Genomic DNA, 18795 nt, shown 5'->3' on the forward strand with positions numbered 1-18795 from the left:
GGACACCGCCGCACCACCCGCCCGGACACCGCCGGGGCCGACCGTCCGGACACCGCCGCACCACCCGCCCGGACACCGCCGGGGCCGACCGTCCGGACATCACCGCACCACCCGCCTGGACACCACCGCACCACCCGTCCGGACACCGCCGGGGCCGACCGTCCGGCGTGCGGCGGCTGCCGTTCGTCGCGCCGGGAGGGACGTACGGCGATCCGGCACTGCCGTCGGCCGCAGCGGCTGCCGAGCGATCCGCCACCGCCCCGCCCCGCGCGTATCGTGGATCTTCCGGCCCGGAAGCAGGGGGTGTCATGTCCGAGATCCAGGCGCTGCTCGACGCCCTGAGCGGACTTCCCCGGACCCGCCCGGCCGGACCCGCGGAGGCCGAGGCGCTGCTGGCCCGGCTGCGGAGCGCGGCCGCCCGCTGGGCCGACGTGCTCTACGAGGCGCACGAGGGGGTCCGGCAGGAACTGCCGCCCCGCGCCGAGGCGGCCCTGACGCTGGCCTTCCGGCGCGCGGAGGAGTCGTACGTGGAGCTGGAGATCGCGCTGCGCGACTGCGCGGAGCACCGCGACCCCGCGATCTGAGACCGCCCGGCCGAGGCCGGGTCAGACGTGCCGGAACACGCCTGTCGCCCGGTCCGGGCCCTGCGTAGACTCCGGTCACCCCGCTGCCCCGCCCCGAAGGAACCGGCCCCCGTGAACCAGACGTACGCGCTGACCGCGGTCACCGTCGTCGTCCTGGTCACCGTGCTGGTCGGGGCGCTCGGCCTGCGGATATCCCGGACCACCTCCGACTTCTACGTCGCCTCGCGCACCGTCGGCCCGCGCCTGAACGCGGCCGCCATCAGCGGGGAGTACCTCTCCGCGGCCTCCTTCCTCGGCATCGCGGGGCTGGTGCTGCTCCAGGGGCCGGAGATGCTCTGGTACCCGGTCGGCTACACGGCCGGATACCTGGTGCTGCTGGTGCTGGTGGCGGCCCCGCTGCGGCGCTCGGGCGCTTACACGCTGCCGGACTTCGCCGAGGCGCGGCTGGAGTCACTGGCGGTGCGGCGGATCGCGGTGCTGTTCGTGATCGGCGTCGGCTGGCTCTACCTGTTGCCGCAACTCCAGGGCGCCGGGCTGACGTTGCAGATCCTGACCGGGGCCCCGCACTGGGTGGGCGGGGTGGTGGTCGCCGTGGTGGTGACGGTGGCCGTGGCCGCCGGCGGGATGCGCTCCATCACCTTCGTCCAGGCCTTCCAGTACTGGCTGAAGCTCACCGCCCTGCTGGTGCCGGCCTTCTTCCTGATCGCGGCCTGGGCCGGGGACGGCGGGCCGCGCGCCCGCTTCGACGCCCCGGCCGTCTTCCGCGAGCACACCGTCGTCACCCTCGCCGACGACGTACGGCTGACCTTCGACGAGCCGCTCACCCTGACGGTGACGGGGCAGGTGGACGGCCGGTCCTACGCGGGCGAGCCACTGACCCTGGCCGCCGGGCGGCACGCGGTACGGGCCCGCGCGCGGCTGGAGTTCACCCCGGGCAGCGCCGTCCCCGAGGCCCGGGCGGAGGCGGGGCTGGGCGTGTCCAGCTGGTCCGAGCCGCTGTCCGGGAACCGGCCGGAGTTCCGGCTGTACGCGACGTACGGGCTGATCCTGGCCACCTTCCTCGGCACCATGGGGCTGCCGCACGTGGCGGTGCGGTTCTACACCAGCCCGAACGGGCGGGCCGCGCGGCGCACCACGCTGGTGGTGCTGGGGCTGGTCGGCGTCTTCTACCTGCTGCCGCCGGTCTACGGGGCGCTCGGCCGGATCTACGCCCCCGAGCTGGCGCTGACCGGGACGGCGGACGCGGCGGTGCTGGTGCTGCCGGAGCGGGTGGTGGGCGGGGTGCTCGGCGACCTGCTGGGGGCGCTGCTGGCGGGGGGCGCCTTCGCGGCGTTCCTGTCGACGGCCTCGGGGCTGACGATGGCGGTGGCCGGGGTGCTGCACCAGGACGTGCTGCCGACGCGGGGGGTGCGCAGCTTCCGGGTCGCGGCGCTGTTGGCGATGCTCGTACCGCTGGGCGGCAGCGTGGCGGCGACGGACGTGCCGGTGGCGGACGCGGTGGCGCTGGCGTTCGCCGTGTCGGCCTCGTCGTTCTGCCCGCTGCTGGTCCTCGGGATCTGGTGGCGCGGGCTGACGCCGCCCGGGGCGGTGGCCGGGCTGGTCACCGGGGGCGGGGCGGCGCTGAGCGCGGTGCTGGCGACGCGGGCGGGGCTGGCCCCGGTGGGCTGGCCGCACACGCTGCTGGCGTGGCCGGCGGTGTGGTCGGTGCCGCTGGGGTTCCTGACGATGGTGCTGGTCTCGCTGGCGACCCGGTCGCGGATTCCGGCCGGGACGGCGGCGACACTGGCCCGGCTGCACCTGCCGGAGGCGCTGTACCCGTCGGAGCCGGGCCCCGGCCGCAGCCCCGGCCGTACGGCTGACCGTACGCCCGGCCGTACGCCCGGTCCCGGCCCCGGCGACGCCGCCCGCGCGGGCGGTGCTCCATGACCGGAGCGGTGCTCTCGGTACTGGCCGTCGCGGGCGCCGCCCTGCTGCTCGGGACCGGCTGGGCCGCCGGCCGGTGGCAGTCCCGGCGCGGCGAGCGGGCGGCCGGGCCGGATCTCGGGACGCCCGTGGAACGGGCCACCTTCCACACCCTGCACACCGCCTCGCTGGCCGCGCCCCCGCTGCGCGCCGGCCTGACCGAGGACGCCGCCCGCAAGGCGGCCCGGCGCCTGCGGTCGCTGCTCGGCACCGAGGCGCTGTGCCTCACGGACCGGGAGGCGGTACTGGCCTGGGACGGCCCGGGCGCCGACCACCACCAGCGGCGGGCGATGGCCCGGGTGACGCTGATGCTGGAGTCCGGGCGCAGCCAGAGCGTGCGCACCGAGTGCCAGCGCCCCGGCTGCCCGCTGAAGTGGGCCGTGTTCGCCCCGCTCACCGGCGAGGACGGGATGCTGGGCGCGCTGGTGGCGTACGGGTCGCGGGAGTCGGCGGTGCTGGTGCGGGCCGCGACGGAGGTGGCCCGCTGGGTCTCCGTACAGCTGGAGCTCTCGGAGCTGGACCGCTCGCGGACCCGGCTGATGGAGGCGGAGATCAAGGCGCTGCGGGCGCAGATCTCCCCGCACTTCATCTTCAACTCCCTCGCCGCGATCGCCTCGTTCGTGCGGACCGATCCGGAGCGGGCCCGGGAGCTGCTGCTGGAGTTCGCGGACTTCACCCGCTACTCCTTCCGGCGGCACGGTGAATTCACCACGCTGGCCGAGGAGTTGCGCTCCATCGAGCAGTATCTGGCACTGGCCGGGGCCCGGTTCGGGGACCGGCTGAAGGTGACCTTGCAGGTGGCGCCGGAGGTACTGCCGGTGGCGCTGCCGTTCCTGTGCCTGCAGCCGCTGGTGGAGAACGCCGTCAAGCACGGGCTGGAGGATTCGACCCAGGAGTGCCGGATCACCATCGCCGCCCGGGACGCGGGCGCGGAGGCGGTGATCACCATCGAGGACAACGGCGTCGGCATGGATCCGGCCCTGCTGCGCCGCATCCTGGCCGGGGAGCGGACGGGCTCCTCCTCCGGCATCGGACTGCCGAACGTGGACGAGCGGATCCGCCAGGTCTACGGCGACGCGTACGGCATGGTGCTGGAGACCGGCCCCGGCGCCGGGATGAAGATCACCCTCCGGATCCCCAAGTACCGCGCGGGCGTCCACACGTCCCCTCCGGGAGAGCGCCGGCCCCCCTCCTGACCGCCCCGGCGGACCGACCTGCCCCGGCGGACGCGCCGCGGCCCCGGCGCGTCCGCGAGGGACGGGCCGGGGCCGCGGTGGTGGGACGTACCGGGGAAGGGACCGGCCTAGCTCCAGCTGGCGTGGAGCGGCTTGCCCTCGGCGTAGCCCGCCGCGGACTGGATGCCGACGACGGCCTTCTCCTCGAACTCCGCGAGGGAGCCGGCACCGGCGTAGGTGCAGGAGGAACGGACGCCCGCGATGATCGAGTCGATGAGGTCCTCGACGCCCGGACGGGCGGGGTCCAGGAACATCCGCGAGGTGGAGATGCCCTCCTCGAACAGCCCCTTGCGGGCCCGGTCGTACGCCGACTCCTCCGACGTCCGGTTCTGCACCGCACGCGCGGACGCCATGCCGAAGGACTCCTTGTAGAAGCGGCCGTCGGCGCTCTGCTGGAGGTCGCCCGGGGACTCGTACGTACCCGCGAACCAGGAGCCGATCATCACGTTGGAGGCGCCGGCCGCGAGGGCCATCGCCACGTCACGCGGGTGCCGGACGCCACCGTCGGCCCACACGTGCTTGCCGTACTTCTTCGCCTCGGCCGCGCACTCCAGCACCGCGGAGAACTGCGGGCGGCCCACGCCGGTCATCATGCGGGTGGTGCACATCGCGCCGGGGCCGACACCGACCTTGATGATGTCCGCGCCGGCGTCGATCAGGTCCTTGACGCCCTCGGCCGCGACGATGTTGCCCGCCACGATCGGGACCTGCGGGTCCAGCGCGCGGACGGCCTTGATCGCGTTGATCATCGATTCCTGGTGGCCGTGCGCGGTGTCGATGACGATCGTGTCCACGCCCGCGTCGAGCAGCTGCTTGGCCTTGCCCACGAAGTCGCCGTTGATGCCGACGGCGGCCGCGATCCGCAGCCCGCCCTTGGCGTCCACGGCCGGCGCGTACAGGGTCGCGCGCAGCGCGCCCTTGCGGGTCAGGATGCCGACGAGCCGGCCGTCCTTGTCGACGGCGGGGGCCAGCTTGCGGTGGCCGGCGTCGAGCTGGTTGAACGCCTGGCGCGGGTCGATGTCGGCGTCGATGAGCAGCAGCTCCTTCGACATGACCTCGGAGAGCTGGGTGAAGCGGTCCACGCCGGTCAGGTCGTGGTCGGTGACGACACCGACGGGCCGGTTCTCGGCGTCGACGACGACACCGGCGCCGTGCGCGCGCTTGGGCAGCAGGGACAGGGCGTCGGCGACGGTCTGGGTGGGCGCCAGCGTGATCGGGGTGTCGAGCACGTGGTGGCGGGTCTTCACCCAGGAGATGACGTCGGTGACGACCTCGATCGGGATGTCCTGGGGGATGACGACGATGCCGCCGCGGCGGGCGACGGTCTCGGCCATCCGGCGGCCCGCGATGGCGGTCATGTTCGCCACGACGAGCGGAATGGTGGTGCCGGTGCCGTCGGGCGAGGAGAGGTCGACACCCTGACGGGAACCCACCGCGGAGCGGCTCGGCACCATGAACACATCGTCGTACGTCAGGTCGTACGGCGGCTTCAGGTCATTGAGGAAACGCACGTGCAGAACATCCCAGTCGAGTCGGAGGATCCCGTCATACCCAGCGGGGCAGCCGAGGAAAACGCACGTACTTCATTCTCCCACGTCCCGGCGTTCACCAGGCCCGGGTGGATCGTCCAGGACCCGATGGCCCGGGTGGTTCTTTCCTACGGGACTTTGGTCCCGAAAGGGGCGCCGACCCGCCGGTGTACGGGTCCTGCGAGCCCGGCCAGCGGAAGGACGGAGCCGCCGTTGCGGACGGCCGTGAGTTCGGCGGCGATGGCGAGGGCCGTCTCCTCGGGGGTGCCGCCGCCCAGGTCCAGGCCGATGGGCGAGCGCAGCCGGGCCAGCTCCCGCTCGGTGACCCCCTCGCCGCGCAGCCGCGCGGCCCGCTCCCCGTGGGTGCGCCGCGATCCCATGGCTCCTATGTAGCCCAGCGGCAGCCGCAGCGCCAGGGCCAGCAGCGGTACGTCGAACTTGGCGTCGTGGGTGAGCACGCAGACGGCGGTACGGGAGTCCAGCCGGCCCGCCTCCCACTCGGCGGCCAGGTGCCGGTGCGGCCAGTCCACGATCACCTCGTCGGCCTCGGGGAAACGGGCCGGCGTGGTGAACACGGGCCGGGCGTCGCACACGGTGACCCGGTGTCCGAGGAAGGCCCCGATGCGCGCCAGGGCGGAGGCGAAGTCGATGGCCCCGTAGACGATCAGCCGGGGCGGTTCGGCGGCGGATTCGACCAGCAGCGTCAGCGGCTGCCCGCAGAGGCCGCCGGCCGTGCCCAGCTCGGCGGTGCCGGTCCGGCCGGCCAGCAGCAGCGCGCGGGCCTGCCGGGCGGCGGCCCGGTCGAGCTCCGTACCGCCGCCCAGGCCGCCCTCGTAGGAGCCGTCGGCGTGGACGGCGAGGGCGCGGCCGAGCTGCCGCGGCGGCCCGGTGACGACCCGGGCGAAGGCGGCCCGGGCCCCGCCGAGCGCGGCGTCGAGCACCGAGCCGAGCACGGGCCGGACCGGGTCCTGCCCGCGGACCGGGGTGACCAGGACGTCGAGGACTCCCCCGCAGGTCAGCCCGACGGCGAAGGCGTCGTCGTCGCTGTATCCGAAGCGGTGGACGCCGCTCTCGCCGGAGGCGAGCGCGTCGAGGCAGATCTCGTGCACGGCGGACTCCACGCAGCCCCCGGACAGGGAGCCGAGCGCGGTGCCGCCGGCGTCGACGGCCAGCGAGGCGCCCGGCCCGCGCGGTGCGCTGCCGCTGACGGCGACCACGGTGGCCAGGGCGAACTCCCGCCGGGCGGCGCACCACGCGCGTAGCTCTCCGGCGATGTCGAGCATCAGCGGATGTACTCGCGGCGCGGGGTCTGTCCGGGCAGTCGGGGGGTCTGCCCGGGTATGAGCGGTCTTGGTGGCCTCGGCGGCAGCACGGTCTGCTCGCCGGGCCGGGCGGAGGGGCCCGGGTAGGCGAGGGGGCCGGGGTCGGGGCGGTGTCCTCGGGCGCCGAGCAGCATGGCGGCGTGGGCCACGCTGGCGAGGGTGGCGTGGTGGTGCCAGCCCCGGAAGGAGCGGCCCTCGAAGTCGCGGATCCCCACGGGTTCGCAGGTGTCGGAGAAGTCGAGGGACACCCGGTCGGTGAGTTTGGCGAGCAGGAAGAGCTGGGCGAGGGGCCGGTCACCGATGTTGGTGATCCAGAACTCGGACGGCAGCATCGCGGCCTCGGTCCAGGCGCCCACCAGGAGCAGCGGGGTCGGCGGGGCGGGGACCGGCCGGTCCTCGCAGGGGGTGGCGAGGATGGCGGCGGAGGTCAGCAGGGTCACCGATCCCTCGGCGCGGCCGTGCCGGGTCCATTCGACGACGCGGCGCTGGGAGCGCAGGGAGTCGATGAGTTCGCGGGCCGGCGCGGTGTGCGGCCCGGGCTTGTGGCGGCCGGCGCCGCCGAAGGAGACGGGCAGGGTGCCGTCGACCTTGAAGACGAAGGGGATGTCCTGGAGCGCGAACGACTCGACGCAGTGCGGGAGATCGCTGTTGGCGACCTCCATCACCACGGGCCGGCGCTGGAGTTGCCAGCTCGCGGCCATGCGCTGGACGGCGTGCACCGCGTCCTGGGCGGGGGTCAGGGAGCGGGCGGTGTCGGGGATGCCGGCCCGCCGCCGGCGCAGCAGCTCGCTGGTCCAGGGCCCGGGGAGGGTGAGGGTCCATTCGACCGGGAAGCTGGCCTCGCTGGAGGCGAGCCAGATCCCGCTGGCCTGCTGGCAGTTGGCGGTGCGGCCGAGCTGGGGGACGAACTGCCGGCCGACGCCGACCGAGCGGTCGCCGGCCTTCTCGACGACCATGGGCTGGATCACCCAGGCGAGCGGCCGCTGCGCGGTGCGTTCGAGGTGCTGGGCGAGGGACCGGCGTACGGGGGTCCAGTCCCACGGGGACTTGCTGATGAACTGCTGGAGGCTCTGCTCGACGGAACTGGCCCCGGTTCCGGCAATGTTTCGGATTGTTTTCTTCCCGGCCGTTCCCACCAGACCGTTCAGATATACGCGGGCCCAGTTGCGCTGGTCCCGCCGGGGTAAGGACTCGAAGAAGAGCGAGATCAGTACGTCGATCAATTCGGAGATTTCCTTGGTGGAATCCTCCGGCAGGACTAAGCGAGCCATCTGGTGCCTCCCCCGCGACCAGCTAGATCCAATACCCTACTTGACCGCGGAGAACGGCCGTAGGCCCCGGCGGCTACTTCCTGAGGTCGCTGGCAGTTTCGAGCCGCTCTTCCTCTACCACGAGGGGGATGGGGATCTGGTTCGCCGCATAGTAGATCGCGATCAGGAAGTGTGCGACAAGAGTGAGCGGTGCGGAGACGAAGGCCAGGAGGACCGTGAGGGGGTAGGCGATGGCGCCGAGGCCGAAGCGGACCCGGGTGGCGCGGGCGCCTTCCTTGTCCACCTTTTCGTTGAAGAGGTGGCCGACCCGCGTGACGTACCACCAGAAGCCCAGGAAGGCCAGGGCATAGGCGACGGTGACGCCGCTGTAGAGGACCGCGGCCGCATTGGCGGAACCGCCCTCTTCCATGAGGTGTTCGGCGAGGACATTGGTCGTGTAAGGAATCACCGATACCACCATCAGCACCAGGAGATTCAGGAACAACAGCGGTCGGTCCACCCGCCTGAGATGGCTGAAGATGGTGTGGTGATTCACCCACATGACACCGATGATGAGGAAACTCACCACGTAGGCGGCGTAATGCGGCCATTGCTCCCGGACGCCCTGCCAGAAGTGGGATCCGGTTTCTTCCGGAACCTTTAACTCCAGCACGAGAATCGTGATGATGATGGCGAATACGCCGTCACTGAATGCCTCGACCCGCCCGGTTTCGCGTTCCATGACCTCCCCTTTGCCTTTGCCCTGCACATACGGGGAGGGCGTTCCCCCGCCCTCCCCGCACACGCTACCCAGGTTTCGGGCCTCAGCCGCCGAAGCCGGCCGTCTGGCGCCAGATTCGGCCATCGCGGACGACGAGCGTCCCGAACGCGTGCTCCGGTTCGCCGTTGAGGTTCATGATCGCCCGGTAGAAGATGGTGTCTTCGGTTTCGATGTACTCCTGGAGTTCGACCAGGGTCGGCTTCACCGTGAGGTAGCCGGTGAACGTCTCACGGACGGCTTCGATGCCGACGGACGCCCCCTCGAAGCGGAGCAGTACGGCGTCGTCGGTGTAGTTCTTCATCACCGCCTCGATGTCCAGGGCGGCCAGGGCGTCCATCTGGCGGACGAACACCGGGTGCAGTTTCGAGATGTCGTACTCGGCCATGTCGACTCCATTCCTTCACGTGGTGGAGCTGCTGGTGGAGCGGTCGGTGGTGCGGGCGGTGGAGCTGGTGGTGGAGCTGGTGGCGCCGGCGCCGGGCTCCGCGCCGGCGCTCTGACCAGGGACGTCGTCGACCACGGCGCAGGCCGGCGCGTTCCCCGCGAAGGGCAGCCGGATGACCATCCGGGTCTCCCCGGGCCGGGAGCGGGCGGCGATCGACCCGTGGTGGCGCTGGGTCACGATGCGGTAGCTGAGGTGCAGCCCCAGGCCCGTGCCCTTCCCGACGTCCTTGGTGGTGTAGAAGGGTTCGAAGATCCGCGGCAGGGAGTCCTCCGGGATGCCCCGGCCGGTGTCGGTGATCTCCACGACCATGCAGACGCCCTCGGTCCGGACGCGTAGCGTGAGTACGCCGGAGCCCTCCATGGCCTCGGCGGCGTTGTCGACCAGGTTGGTCCACACCTGGTTCAACTCGCTGGGATAGCCCGTCAGTTCGGGCAGGTCGGGCTCGTACTTCCGTACGATGCTGATGCCCGCGAGCTTCGCGCGCAGTACGACCAGCGTGTTCTCCAGCCCGTCGGTCACCGAGAAGGTCTGCTCGGGGGCGCGGTCGAGATTGGCGTAATCGCGGGTCGCCGCCACCAGTTGGGAGATCCGCGGACCCGCCGCCCGGAGCTCGGCGGCCAGCGACCGGGTCTCCAGCAGCGCCGCCAGGTGGTCCAGGGCGGCGGGCAGGGCCGGCTCACCGACGCCTTCCAGCCGCTCCAGCAGCCAGCCCAGCTCCAGCCCGAGGTCCGAGATCCCCGAACCGAGCAGCCCGGCGCGCTCGGTGCCCGCCTCCTGCGCCCAGTCGGCGATCTCCTCCTCGGCGTCGGCCTGGGCCAGCGGGTCGGTGATCTCCGGCGGCGGCAGCTTGTCGAGCTCCTCCGCCAGCCGGTCCAGTACGGAGCGCTCCGCGCCCGAGGCGGCCGCGCCCCAGGCGTACGCGGTCCGGGTCAGCCGCTCCAGGGCGGGCGCCAGTTCCTGCGCGGCCCGGGCCACGGCGGCGGCCGGGTTGTTCAGCTCGTGGGCCAGCCCGGCGGCGAGCGTGCCGAGCGCCTCCACGGTGGCCCGCTTGCGGGCCTGTACCTCGGAGGACTTGATCCGCCAGGCCAGCACCGGGATGAGCACCGCGGCCACCCCGTGGCAGCGGGTCAGCATCTCGAAGAACACCGGCTTCGGGTACGCGACGACGGTCGTCGTCGGCCCGCTCGCGGCGGCGGTGGCCACGTACGAGCCGTCAGTCAGCAGGGGCAGCTCCCCGGTGAAGCGGTGCGCGGCGGAGGGCTTGCCGTCGTGCTCCTCGGCGGCCGCGCTCTCCTCCTCGGTGGAATGCCGGGTGAGCACCTCCTCGCGGCCGTCGACCACCTTGGTGACGACGAGGCCCCCGGCGAGCAGCACGTGGAAGCCGGTGGCCTCCTCGCCGTCCCGGAAGAGGACCTCCCCGTCGCCGAGGACTCGGGGCTCGGAGACCGAGACCAGCCAGTCCAGCTGCTCCTCGGTGAGCCCTTCGAAGATCTCCAGCCCGCTCAGGGCCGTGCGCAGCTCCGGCTCGGTCATGCCGTCCTTCCCTCGGCCCGGGTACGGGCGGCCAGTCGCAGGGTCACCAGCAGGGCCAGCGCGCACACGGCGGCGACGGCGGCCATGAAGCCGACCGAGGTGCGGTGCAGACCGTGGATGTTGGTCAGCATGCCGGCGAGCACCGCCGGCACGCTCATCGCCAGGTACGCGAACACGTAGACGGCGGCGGTCAGTTCGCCCCGGTGCTCCGGTTCGGCGAGGGCGCTCAGCGCGCGGAAGGAGCCGAGGAACGCGGCGCCCCAGCCGCTGCCGAGGACGGCGGTGGCCACCAGGAACAGGGCGGCTGATCCGGTGCCGAGCGAGAGCAGCACCAGACCCAGCCCGGCGAGCAGCCCGAGCAGCCCGATGACGGCGGTGCGCAGCGCCTCCGTAGCGCCCAGCAGCAGCTGCGCCGCGGTGGCGGCGCCGGCGAGCAGGGCCACGGTGGCGCCGCCGACGAGGTAGTTGGTGCTCTGGAGCAGGGACAGCGCGAGGTGCGGGCCGAGCGAGAGGTAGAAGCCGCCCACGGACCAGACGGCGACGATGGTCAGTACGAGGACGGCGAACCGGCCGCGCACCGCCGCCGGGATCCGGATCCGGCGCGGTACGACGCGGAAGCCGCCGCCCGCGCCGGGAGCGCTCTCGGGCATCCGGGCGACTCCCGCCAGGGAGAGCGCGAACGCCCCGATCAGCAGCAGGTAGCTGAGCGCGGTCGGCGCGGGCGCGTACTGGACGAGCAGCCCGGCCCCGATCCCGCCGAGCCCGATGCCGACGGTCGGCCCGGCGCTGTTGACCTGCGCGCCGAGCGCGGGCCGCGAGCGCGGGGTGAGTTCCAGCAGGGCCGCGCCCATCGCCCCGGTGGCGAGGCCCACGGCGAGGCCCTGGACGGCGCGGGCGGCGAGCAGCATCCCGAGGCCCTGGGAGCCGGCGAACAGCCCCATGGAGACGATGGCCAGGACCAGGCCGGCGCCGAGTACGGGGCGCCGGCCCAGGGTGTCCGACAGGGAGCCGAACAGCAGGAGCCCCGCCAGGACGGTGACGGCGTAGAGGGCGAAGACCACCGTGATGGTGCCGGAGGACAGGCCCCACTCCTGCTGGTAGAGCACGTAGAGGGCGGAGGGTACGGAGGAGGAGAGCATCAGCAGGACCAGGACGGCGCCCACCACCCAGAAGCCCGAGCCTCTCGGTGCGCCGGCCGTCCGGGCGGCTGGGTTCAAGGTCACCCCCGTGGTCGGCGCGGTCGGCACGATCGGCGTGGTCAGCGTCGTCGGCGTGGTCGGCGTGGACGTCTGGTCCGGTTCCACTGCAACTCCCCCGTGGTGGGCGGTCAGGCGACTGCCTGGACCGCCCTCGCGAGCGCGCGGGCGGTCAGTACCCCCGCGAGGTGGCCGAGGTATTCGGCCGAGGTGCCGCGCCCGGGGACGAACAGTTCCCTGGGCTCGGCGCGGAACGCCGCGAGGACGGCGTCGGTCGTGTACGGGCCCCCGCCGAGGCGGTCCTCGACCCCGCGCAGGCGCAGCGCGCGCGGGGTGGCGCCGGTGACGGCGATCCGCGGCCCGTCGGAGGTGATGCGTACGGCGGTGGCGCAGACCGGGTAGCGGGTGGCCCGGTCGGCGGTCTTCTCGAAGGCGGCGGCCGGCCCCCCGGCCGGCGCGAGGAGCGCGGTGACGACCGATCCGGCGGGCGCGCCGGTGACGGCGAACTCCTCGGCCGGTACGGTCGACCGCCCGCCGGGGCCGGCCAGTTCGACCAGCGCGTCGGCGGCGACGGCCGCGACCGGCAGGTCGGTGGCCCGCCCGGTGGCGGCCAGGTTCCCGCCGACGGTGCCGAGGTTGCGGACCTGCGGGTCGCCGTTGGCGCGGGCCGCGGCGGCCAGCTCCGGGGCCTCGGCGAGCACCCGGGGGTGCGCGGCGAGTTCGGCGAGGGTGGTCAGGGCGCCGATGCGCAGTCCGCCGCCGGGCCCCTCCTCGATGCCGCGCAGCTCGTCCACGTGCCGGATGTCCACCAGCAGCGGGCCGCCGGCCGGGTCGAGGACGATCTCGCCGGTGCGCAGCGCGGGCAGCAGGGTCTGGCCGCCGGCCAGCAGCCGGGCGCCCCGGGTGCCGGACAGCAGGGTCAGGGCCTCGTCGAGGCCGACGGGCCGGACGTAGTCGAAGTCGGTGAGGATCACTGGGCTTCCCCTCTCAGGCGGCGCCAGACCTTCTCGGGGGTGACGGGCATGTCGATGTGCTCGACACCCAGGTCGCGGAGGGCGTCGACGACGGCGTTGACGACGGCCGCGGCGGGCGGCACGGTGGCGATCTCGCCGGCGCCCTTGGCTCCGAGCGGGTTGTGCGGGGAGGGCGTGGTGGTCTTGTCGAGGGTGAAGAACGGCGCGTCGAAGGCGCGCGGCAGCGCGTAGCGGGTGAGGTCGGAGCTTTCGAGCAGCCCGTTCTCGTCATACACGGCGTGTTCCATCAGCGCCTGGCCGAGGCCGTGCATGATGCTGCCCTCGATCTGGCCGAGGACCACCTTCGGGTTGCCGATGTTCCCGGCGTCGTCGACGGCGGTGTAGGCCACCACCTCGGTCTCGCCGGTGAGTTCGTCGATCTCGACGACCGCGACATGGGTCCCGAAGGGGTAGTTGAAGTCCGGCGGGTCGAAGTGGGTGGTCTCGTCGAGGGCCGGCTCGATCTCCGGCGGCAGCCCCCAGCCGTACCACATGGCCATGGCCAGCTCGGCGAAGGTCTTGGTGTTCTCCGGGTTGCCGTCCTCGTAGACCTTGCCGCCCTCGTAGACCACCTTGTCCTCGGGGACGCCGAGGAACACGGCGCCGGCCTTGACCAGCTTCGCCTTGAGCTTGCGGGCGGTGAGGGCGACGGCGGGCGCGGCCATGCTGTAGGAGCGCGAGCCGTAGGTGCCCTGTCCGTACGGGGCCTTGAGCGTGTCGCCCTCGTACACCTGGACCTGCGCCGGGTCGATGCCGAGCTCGTCGGCGGCGACCTGCGCGAAGACGGTGCCGTGGCTCTGGCCGGTGGAGGCGGAGCCGACGGTGACGGTGACCTCGCCGGTCGGGTGGACGCGGATGTTCGCGCTCTCCCAGGTGCCGCCGAGCATGCCCTCCTTGGACATCCGGGTGGAGGGGCCGACACCGCAGATGGCGACGTAGCTGGCGATGCCGACGCCGAGCCGCTTGCCGCGGGCGCGGGCCTCGGCCTTGCGGGCGGGCATCCCGGCGTAGTCCGACAGTTCCATGGCCCGGTCGAAGTTGAGCTGGTAGTTCCCGGAGTCGTACGTCCAGCCGAGGCCGTTGTCGTACGGGAACTTCTCCTTCGGCACCAGGTTCTTGCGCCGTACGGCCGCCGGGTCCATGCCGATCTCCGAGGCGTACCGGTCGACCAGGCGCTCCATCAGGAACGCGGCCTCGGCGCGCCCGCTGCCGCGCTGGGCGCCGAGCGAGACGGTGTTGGTGAAGGCGGCGTACACCTCGCAGAAGGCCGCGTCGATGTCGTACATGCCGCTGATGGAGCGTCCCATCAGGGCGGTGGCGACACCGGGGCCGATCGTGGAGGGGTAGGCGCCGAGGTTGGCGTAGCTGGTGGCGCGCACGGCGGTGATCCGGCCGTCGCGGGTGCCGGCGAGCACCACGTGCTGGCGGTGGTCGCGGCCCTGGACGGTGGAGTTCATCAGTCCGGTGCGGGTGTCCACCCACTTCACGGGCCGGCCGAGGGCCTTGGAGAGCAGCAGGACCAGCGCCATGTCCGGGTACAGGTAGCCCTTGGTGCCGAAGCTGCCGCCGACGGTCGGGGCGATCACGCGGAGCTTGTTGAAGGGGATGCCGAGGACCAGCGCGGAGAGCAGGAAGCGGTGGTTGTGCGGGCCCTGGGTGGAGGCGTAGAGGGTGTACTCCCCGGTGGCGGCGTTGTAGTCGCCGACCGCGCCGCGGGGTTCGATGGGGCTGTTGATGGTGCGCTGGTTGACCAGGTCGAGCTCCACGGTGACCTCGGCGACGGCGATGGCCGCGTCGGTGCGGTCCTTGTCGCCGCAGGTCCAGTACGCGTTCAGGTTGCCGGGAACGGCCTCGTGCAGCTGGGGCGCGCCCTCCTTGAGGGCCTCGTCGGCCAGCGTGACCACGGGCAGCGGCTCGTAGGCGACCTCGATGGCGGCGAGCGCGGCGGCGGCCTGGCGCGGGGTCTCGGCGACGACGACGGCGATGGGGTCGCCGACGTGCCGGACGGCGTCACCGGTCAGGACGGGGCGGGCGCCGGGAAGTCCGTAGGGGTGGGGCGGGAAGTGGCTCTCGACCCCGCCGGGTATCCAGATGCAGGGCAGCGGCATGACGTCGGTGAAGTCGGCCGCGGTGGCCACCTTGAGCACGCCGGGCAGCTGTTCGGCGGCTTTGGTGTCGATGGAGAGGATCTTCGCGTGGGCCACCGGGCTGCCGAGGATGGCCATGTGGGCGGTGCCGGGCAGGTTGATGTCGGCGACGTACGTGGCCTCGCCGCGCAGCAGCTGCGGGTCCTCGCGGCTGTCGAGCGGCTGGCCGAGCACCCCGTTGCCGTAGGACGCGGTCTCAGCGGTCTCCGCGGTCCCTGCGGTCTCAGCGGTCTCCACGGCCTCCGTGACCTCCGTGGTCTCCCCCGTCACTGTGGTCATCTCCCTCACACCTCCTGTGCGACGGCGGTGGACGCCGCGGAGTCGGCGGGCACCTCGGCCCGGGAGGCCGCGCAGGCGCGCTGCACCCCGCGCACGACGCTGTGGTAGCCGGTGCAGCGGCACAGGTTGCCGGTGAGCCACTCGCGGATCTCGGGCTCGGTGGGGGCCTCGCCGTCGGCGGTGGCCTCGACGAGCTCGCCGAGCGCCATGACCATGCCGGGCGTGCAGAACCCGCACTGGGTGCCGTGTTCCTGGCGCAGGGCCTCCTGGAGGCCGGTGAGTTCACCGCCGGTGGTGGTGATGCCCTCGATGGTGGTGACCTCGGATCCGGCGGCCGCCACGGTGAGGACCAGGCAGCTCTTGACGGACTTGTCATCGAGCCGAACGACGCAGGACCCGCACTGGCCGGTGTCGCAGCCGACCTTGGTGCCGGTCAGCCCGAGGCCGTCGCGGAGCCGCTCCACGAGCAGTTCGTTCGGCGCCGCCGCGAATTTCTCGGGTCTTCCGTTGACATTCAGTGTGAGATCCATGCGAGCGCCTGCGCTTCCGTGAGCGACCGGTTGAAGAGGGGCCCGCCGGGCTGCTGGAGAATTCCCCCGGAGTGCAGCGGACCGGTGTCCACGGGAGCGAATCCGAGATCCGTGATGACTCCCGCGACGATTTCCTTGGCTTTCCCGTCGTCGCCGGCCACGAAATGGGCCAGGCGCTGTGACCCCTCTCGGCCCGGTTCGGTGCCGGCGACGGCGAGTGTCTCGAAATGCATGGTGTTCAGGGATTTCACGATCCGCGCGCCGGGATACCACTCGGCGACGAGTTCGCTGGAGCCGCGCCCGCCCGGCTCCCGGGGTGCGCCGGGGCCGCTGAAGGCGTTCGTCGCGTCGACGATCACGCTGTCGCGGACGGCGTCCTGGGGCAGCAGGCCCCGGACGCCGTCGAACGGCACCATCAGCACCAGGAGTTCGCTGCGGTCGGCCGCTTCGGCGGGGTGCGCCGCCGAGGCCGCCGGGCCCAGTTCGGCCAGCAGCGGTCCGATGCTCCGGGGGCCCCGGGCGTTGGCGAGCACCACCTCGTGGTCCGCCGCCACCAGGATCCTTGCGAGCGTGGAGCCGATCCGCCCGGTGCCGATGATGCCCAGTCGCATTGCCGCTCCTTCGGGAGGGTGCTCGGGAGGTGCTCGGGAGGGTGCTCAGTCCATGCCGATCCAGACCGACTTGGTCTGGGTGTAGCTCTCCAGGGATTCGGGCCCGCACTCGCGGCCGAATCCGGAGGCCTTGTAGCCGCCGTAGGGGACGGAGGGGTCGTACTGGTTGTAGCAATTCACCCAGACGGTGCCGGCCTTGATCTGCGAGGCGACCCGGTGGGCACGCCGCAGGTCCTTGGTGTGGACGCCGGCGGCGAGGCCGTACGCGCTGTCGTTGGCGATGCGCACGGCGTCCTCCTCGGTGTCGAAGGGGATGATCGACAGGACCGGGCCGAAGATCTCCTCCTGGGCGATCCGCATCCCGTTGTCGACGCCGGTGAAGACGGTCGGCAGGAAGTACAGGCCTTCGGAGGAGGCGCCCTCGGGGGTCCAGCCGGTGCCGCCGGTGCGCAGGACGGCGCCTTCCTTCTCGCCGATCTCGATGTACGAGCTCACCTTGTCGAACTGGCCGCGGTGGGCCAGCGGGCCGAACAGGGTGGCGGGGTCGCGCGGGTCGCCGGGCCTCAGGGCGGCGGCCCGGCGCACCAGGCGCTCGACCATCTCGTCGTGGACGGGACGCTGGAGCAGCAGCCGGGAGCCGGCGGTGCAGATCTCGCCCTTGTTGTAGTAGATGCCGAAGAACGCAAGCTCCTCGGCGGCGTCGAGGTCGGCGTCGGCGAAGACGATGTTGGCGGACTTCCCGCCGAGCTCCATCGTCACCTTCTTCAGGGTGCCGGCCGACTTGCGGATGATGGACTGGCCCACGACGGTGGAGCCGGTGAAGGCGATCTTGTCGATGCCGGGGTGGTCGCTGAGGGTCTGGCCCAGCTCCACGCCGGGACCGGTGACCACGTTCAGCACCCCGTCCGGGATCTCCGCCTCCTGGAAGAGCTCGGCGATCTTCAGCGCGGTGAGCGGGGTCGCCGGGGAGGGCTTGTGGACCACCGTGTTCCCCGCCGCGAGCGCCGGTGCGATCTTCGTCATCGACAGCAGCAGCGGGAAGTTGAACGGGGTGATCGCGCAGACCACGCCCAGCGGTTCGCGCAGGGTGTACGCCAGCTGCCCGCCGGCCGGGGCCCGCGAGGAGCCGTCGACGCGGGTCACCGCCCCGGCGTAGTAGTGCATGAGCTGCGCGGCCATGGGGGCGTCGACCGTGCTGGAGAAGGCGAACGGCTTGCCCATGTCCACCGTCTCCAGCAGGGCTATCTCCTCCAGGTCGCGTTCGATCAGCTCACCGACCCGGTTCAGCCTCAGCGCGCGCTCCTGGGCGGACAGTCTGCTCCAGGGCCCCTCCTCGTACGCCGTGCGGGCGGCGGCCACGGCCGCGTCCGCGTCGGCGGCGGTGGCCTGGGCCACCGGCACGATCTCCTGTCCGTCCACGGGGCTGATGTCCGGCTCGGTCCTCCCGTCCTGGGAGGCGACCCATTTGCCGCCGATGAACAGCTTGCCGGGGTTGGCGAGGGGCGGACCGCTCAGCTCACGCTTGGTCATGGCTGCCTTCCGGTGTCGGGTGCGGGGGCGCGCGGTGGTGCTAGCCCTTCGCGAGCTGCGTCAAGAAGGTCTCGGCGAGGGCCTTGGAGGAGTACGGGTTCTGGCCGGTGGTGAGCCTGCGGTCCACCACCACGTGCGAGTCCCAGATCGCTTCGGCCTTCTCGTACCGGGCACCGAGCCGGGTGAGCTCGGCCTCCAGGATCAGCGGGAGGCGGCCGGCCATGTTGGTGACCAGCTCCTCGGCGTGGGAGAAGGCGGTCATCCTGTAGCCCTCGAACGGCCACCGGCCCTCACCGTCGCGGAGCGCGAGGAGCGAGGTGTGTCCGTGGCAGACGGTGGCCAGCGGCTTGTCCTGGGCGATGGCCCACCGCAGGATCTGGGCGAGCTCGTCGGATTTGGGCAGGTCGCCGATGGCGCCGTGGCCACCGCTGACGTAGATGCCGTCGTAGGCGGCGATGTCCTTCTCGCCCAGGCTCTCCAGGGCGATCGGGTTCCGCAGCTCGGGGCTGTCCGCGATGACGCGGACGTACTCGGCCGCGTTGGCCTCGTCCTCGTTCGGCGAGCCCTGGGGACGGACCCACTGGAGGAACTGGGGGTCGATGCTGGTCTGGTCGACCGTGGGTGCCCGCCCCCCGATCGTCGCCAGGTCCACGGTGTGGCCCGCGGCCTTGAAGAGGGTGAAAGGAACCACGAATTCCTCGGCCCAGAATCCCGAGGGGTGCTGTTCCCCGTCCAAGAGATGGAGCGTTGCCTTGGCCGTCATGACGACGAGAATCTTCATGACTGTTCTCCTTGTTCTGGAATCGCTGCCGATTCAACACGCCGCCCGCGAGGGGCGTAAGGGGGGA

The 18795-nt window shown here is 72.5% G+C and carries 16 protein-coding genes; 3 read left to right on the forward strand and 13 right to left on the reverse strand.

Annotation, left to right across the window (positions count from 1 at the left end; translation table 11 throughout):
* Positions 1-308 precede the first annotated feature (308 nt).
* The 3 genes from EES41_RS08120 (at position 309) to EES41_RS08130 (ending at position 3742) form a co-directional block, all read left to right on the forward strand.
* Entirely contained in the window at positions 309-584 is a 276-nt protein-coding gene (locus tag EES41_RS08120; RefSeq protein ID WP_123076903.1) for a hypothetical protein, read from the forward strand.
* A gap of 111 nt (positions 585-695) precedes the next feature.
* Positions 696-2510, forward strand: coding sequence for a cation acetate symporter (locus EES41_RS08125; protein WP_123076905.1), 1815 nt, complete (start codon positions 696-698; stop codon positions 2508-2510).
* Entirely contained in the window at positions 2507-3742 is a 1236-nt protein-coding gene (locus EES41_RS08130) for a sensor histidine kinase (RefSeq protein ID WP_123076907.1), read from the forward strand. The genes EES41_RS08125 and EES41_RS08130 overlap by 4 nt, the downstream gene beginning before the upstream one ends.
* Positions 3743-3849: 107 nt before the next feature.
* Here the strand turns inward: EES41_RS08130 and EES41_RS08135 are convergent, their stop codons facing one another.
* The 13 genes from EES41_RS08135 to EES41_RS08210 all read right to left on the reverse strand — a co-directional run bounded on the left by EES41_RS08135 (position 3850) and on the right by EES41_RS08210 (position 18728).
* Complete coding sequence (locus EES41_RS08135; RefSeq protein ID WP_037797205.1) at positions 3850-5292, reverse strand: GuaB1 family IMP dehydrogenase-related protein; 1443 nt, start codon at positions 5290-5292, stop codon at positions 3850-3852.
* 146 nt (positions 5293-5438) lie between these two features.
* Positions 5439-6593: an XdhC family protein gene (locus EES41_RS08140; protein ID WP_123076909.1), complete on the reverse strand. Its 1155-nt coding sequence runs from the start codon at positions 6591-6593 to the stop codon at positions 5439-5441.
* A complete protein-coding gene (locus EES41_RS08145; RefSeq protein ID WP_123076911.1) occupies positions 6593-7903 on the reverse strand; it encodes a transposase in 1311 nt (436 codons plus the stop codon). Before EES41_RS08145 ends, EES41_RS08140 begins: the two co-directional genes overlap by 1 nt.
* Before the next feature lie 73 nt (positions 7904-7976).
* A complete protein-coding gene (locus EES41_RS08150) occupies positions 7977-8624 on the reverse strand; it encodes a TMEM175 family protein (protein WP_037799405.1) in 648 nt (215 codons plus the stop codon).
* A gap of 82 nt (positions 8625-8706) precedes the next feature.
* Positions 8707-9048: a nuclear transport factor 2 family protein gene (locus EES41_RS08155; protein ID WP_037797207.1), complete on the reverse strand. Its 342-nt coding sequence runs from the start codon at positions 9046-9048 to the stop codon at positions 8707-8709.
* Positions 9049-9063: 15 nt separating this feature from the next.
* Positions 9064-10641, reverse strand: a complete 1578-nt coding sequence (locus tag EES41_RS41330) for an ATP-binding protein (protein WP_164495789.1) — start codon at positions 10639-10641, stop codon at positions 9064-9066.
* Complete coding sequence (locus tag EES41_RS08180; protein ID WP_123076913.1) at positions 10638-11945, reverse strand: MFS transporter; 1308 nt, start codon at positions 11943-11945, stop codon at positions 10638-10640. Before EES41_RS08180 ends, EES41_RS41330 begins: the two co-directional genes overlap by 4 nt.
* 23 nt (positions 11946-11968) lie before the next feature.
* Positions 11969-12811, reverse strand: a complete 843-nt coding sequence (locus tag EES41_RS08185) for a xanthine dehydrogenase family protein subunit M (protein WP_123076915.1) — start codon at positions 12809-12811, stop codon at positions 11969-11971.
* The gene (locus EES41_RS08190) at positions 12808-15276 is read right to left on the reverse strand and encodes a xanthine dehydrogenase family protein molybdopterin-binding subunit (RefSeq protein WP_250569171.1); all 2469 of its coding nucleotides are present in this window, start codon (positions 15274-15276) and stop codon (positions 12808-12810) included. The genes EES41_RS08185 and EES41_RS08190 overlap by 4 nt, the downstream gene beginning before the upstream one ends.
* A gap of 5 nt (positions 15277-15281) precedes the next feature.
* Positions 15282-15806, reverse strand: coding sequence for a (2Fe-2S)-binding protein (locus tag EES41_RS08195; RefSeq protein WP_164495790.1), 525 nt, complete (start codon positions 15804-15806; stop codon positions 15282-15284).
* Complete coding sequence (locus tag EES41_RS08200; RefSeq protein WP_123076917.1) at positions 15791-16417, reverse strand: NADPH-dependent F420 reductase; 627 nt, start codon at positions 16415-16417, stop codon at positions 15791-15793. Before EES41_RS08200 ends, EES41_RS08195 begins: the two co-directional genes overlap by 16 nt.
* Before the next feature lie 45 nt (positions 16418-16462).
* Entirely contained in the window at positions 16463-17947 is a 1485-nt protein-coding gene (locus tag EES41_RS08205) for an aldehyde dehydrogenase (protein WP_123076919.1), read from the reverse strand.
* A 40-nt stretch (positions 17948-17987) separates the two neighbouring features.
* Positions 17988-18728: a type 1 glutamine amidotransferase domain-containing protein gene (locus EES41_RS08210; RefSeq protein ID WP_123076921.1), complete on the reverse strand. Its 741-nt coding sequence runs from the start codon at positions 18726-18728 to the stop codon at positions 17988-17990.
* Positions 18729-18795: the final 67 nt, after the last annotated feature.

The organism is Streptomyces sp. ADI95-16 (assembly GCF_003721495.1).
Classification (GTDB): domain Bacteria; phylum Actinomycetota; class Actinomycetes; order Streptomycetales; family Streptomycetaceae; genus Streptomyces; species Streptomyces goshikiensis.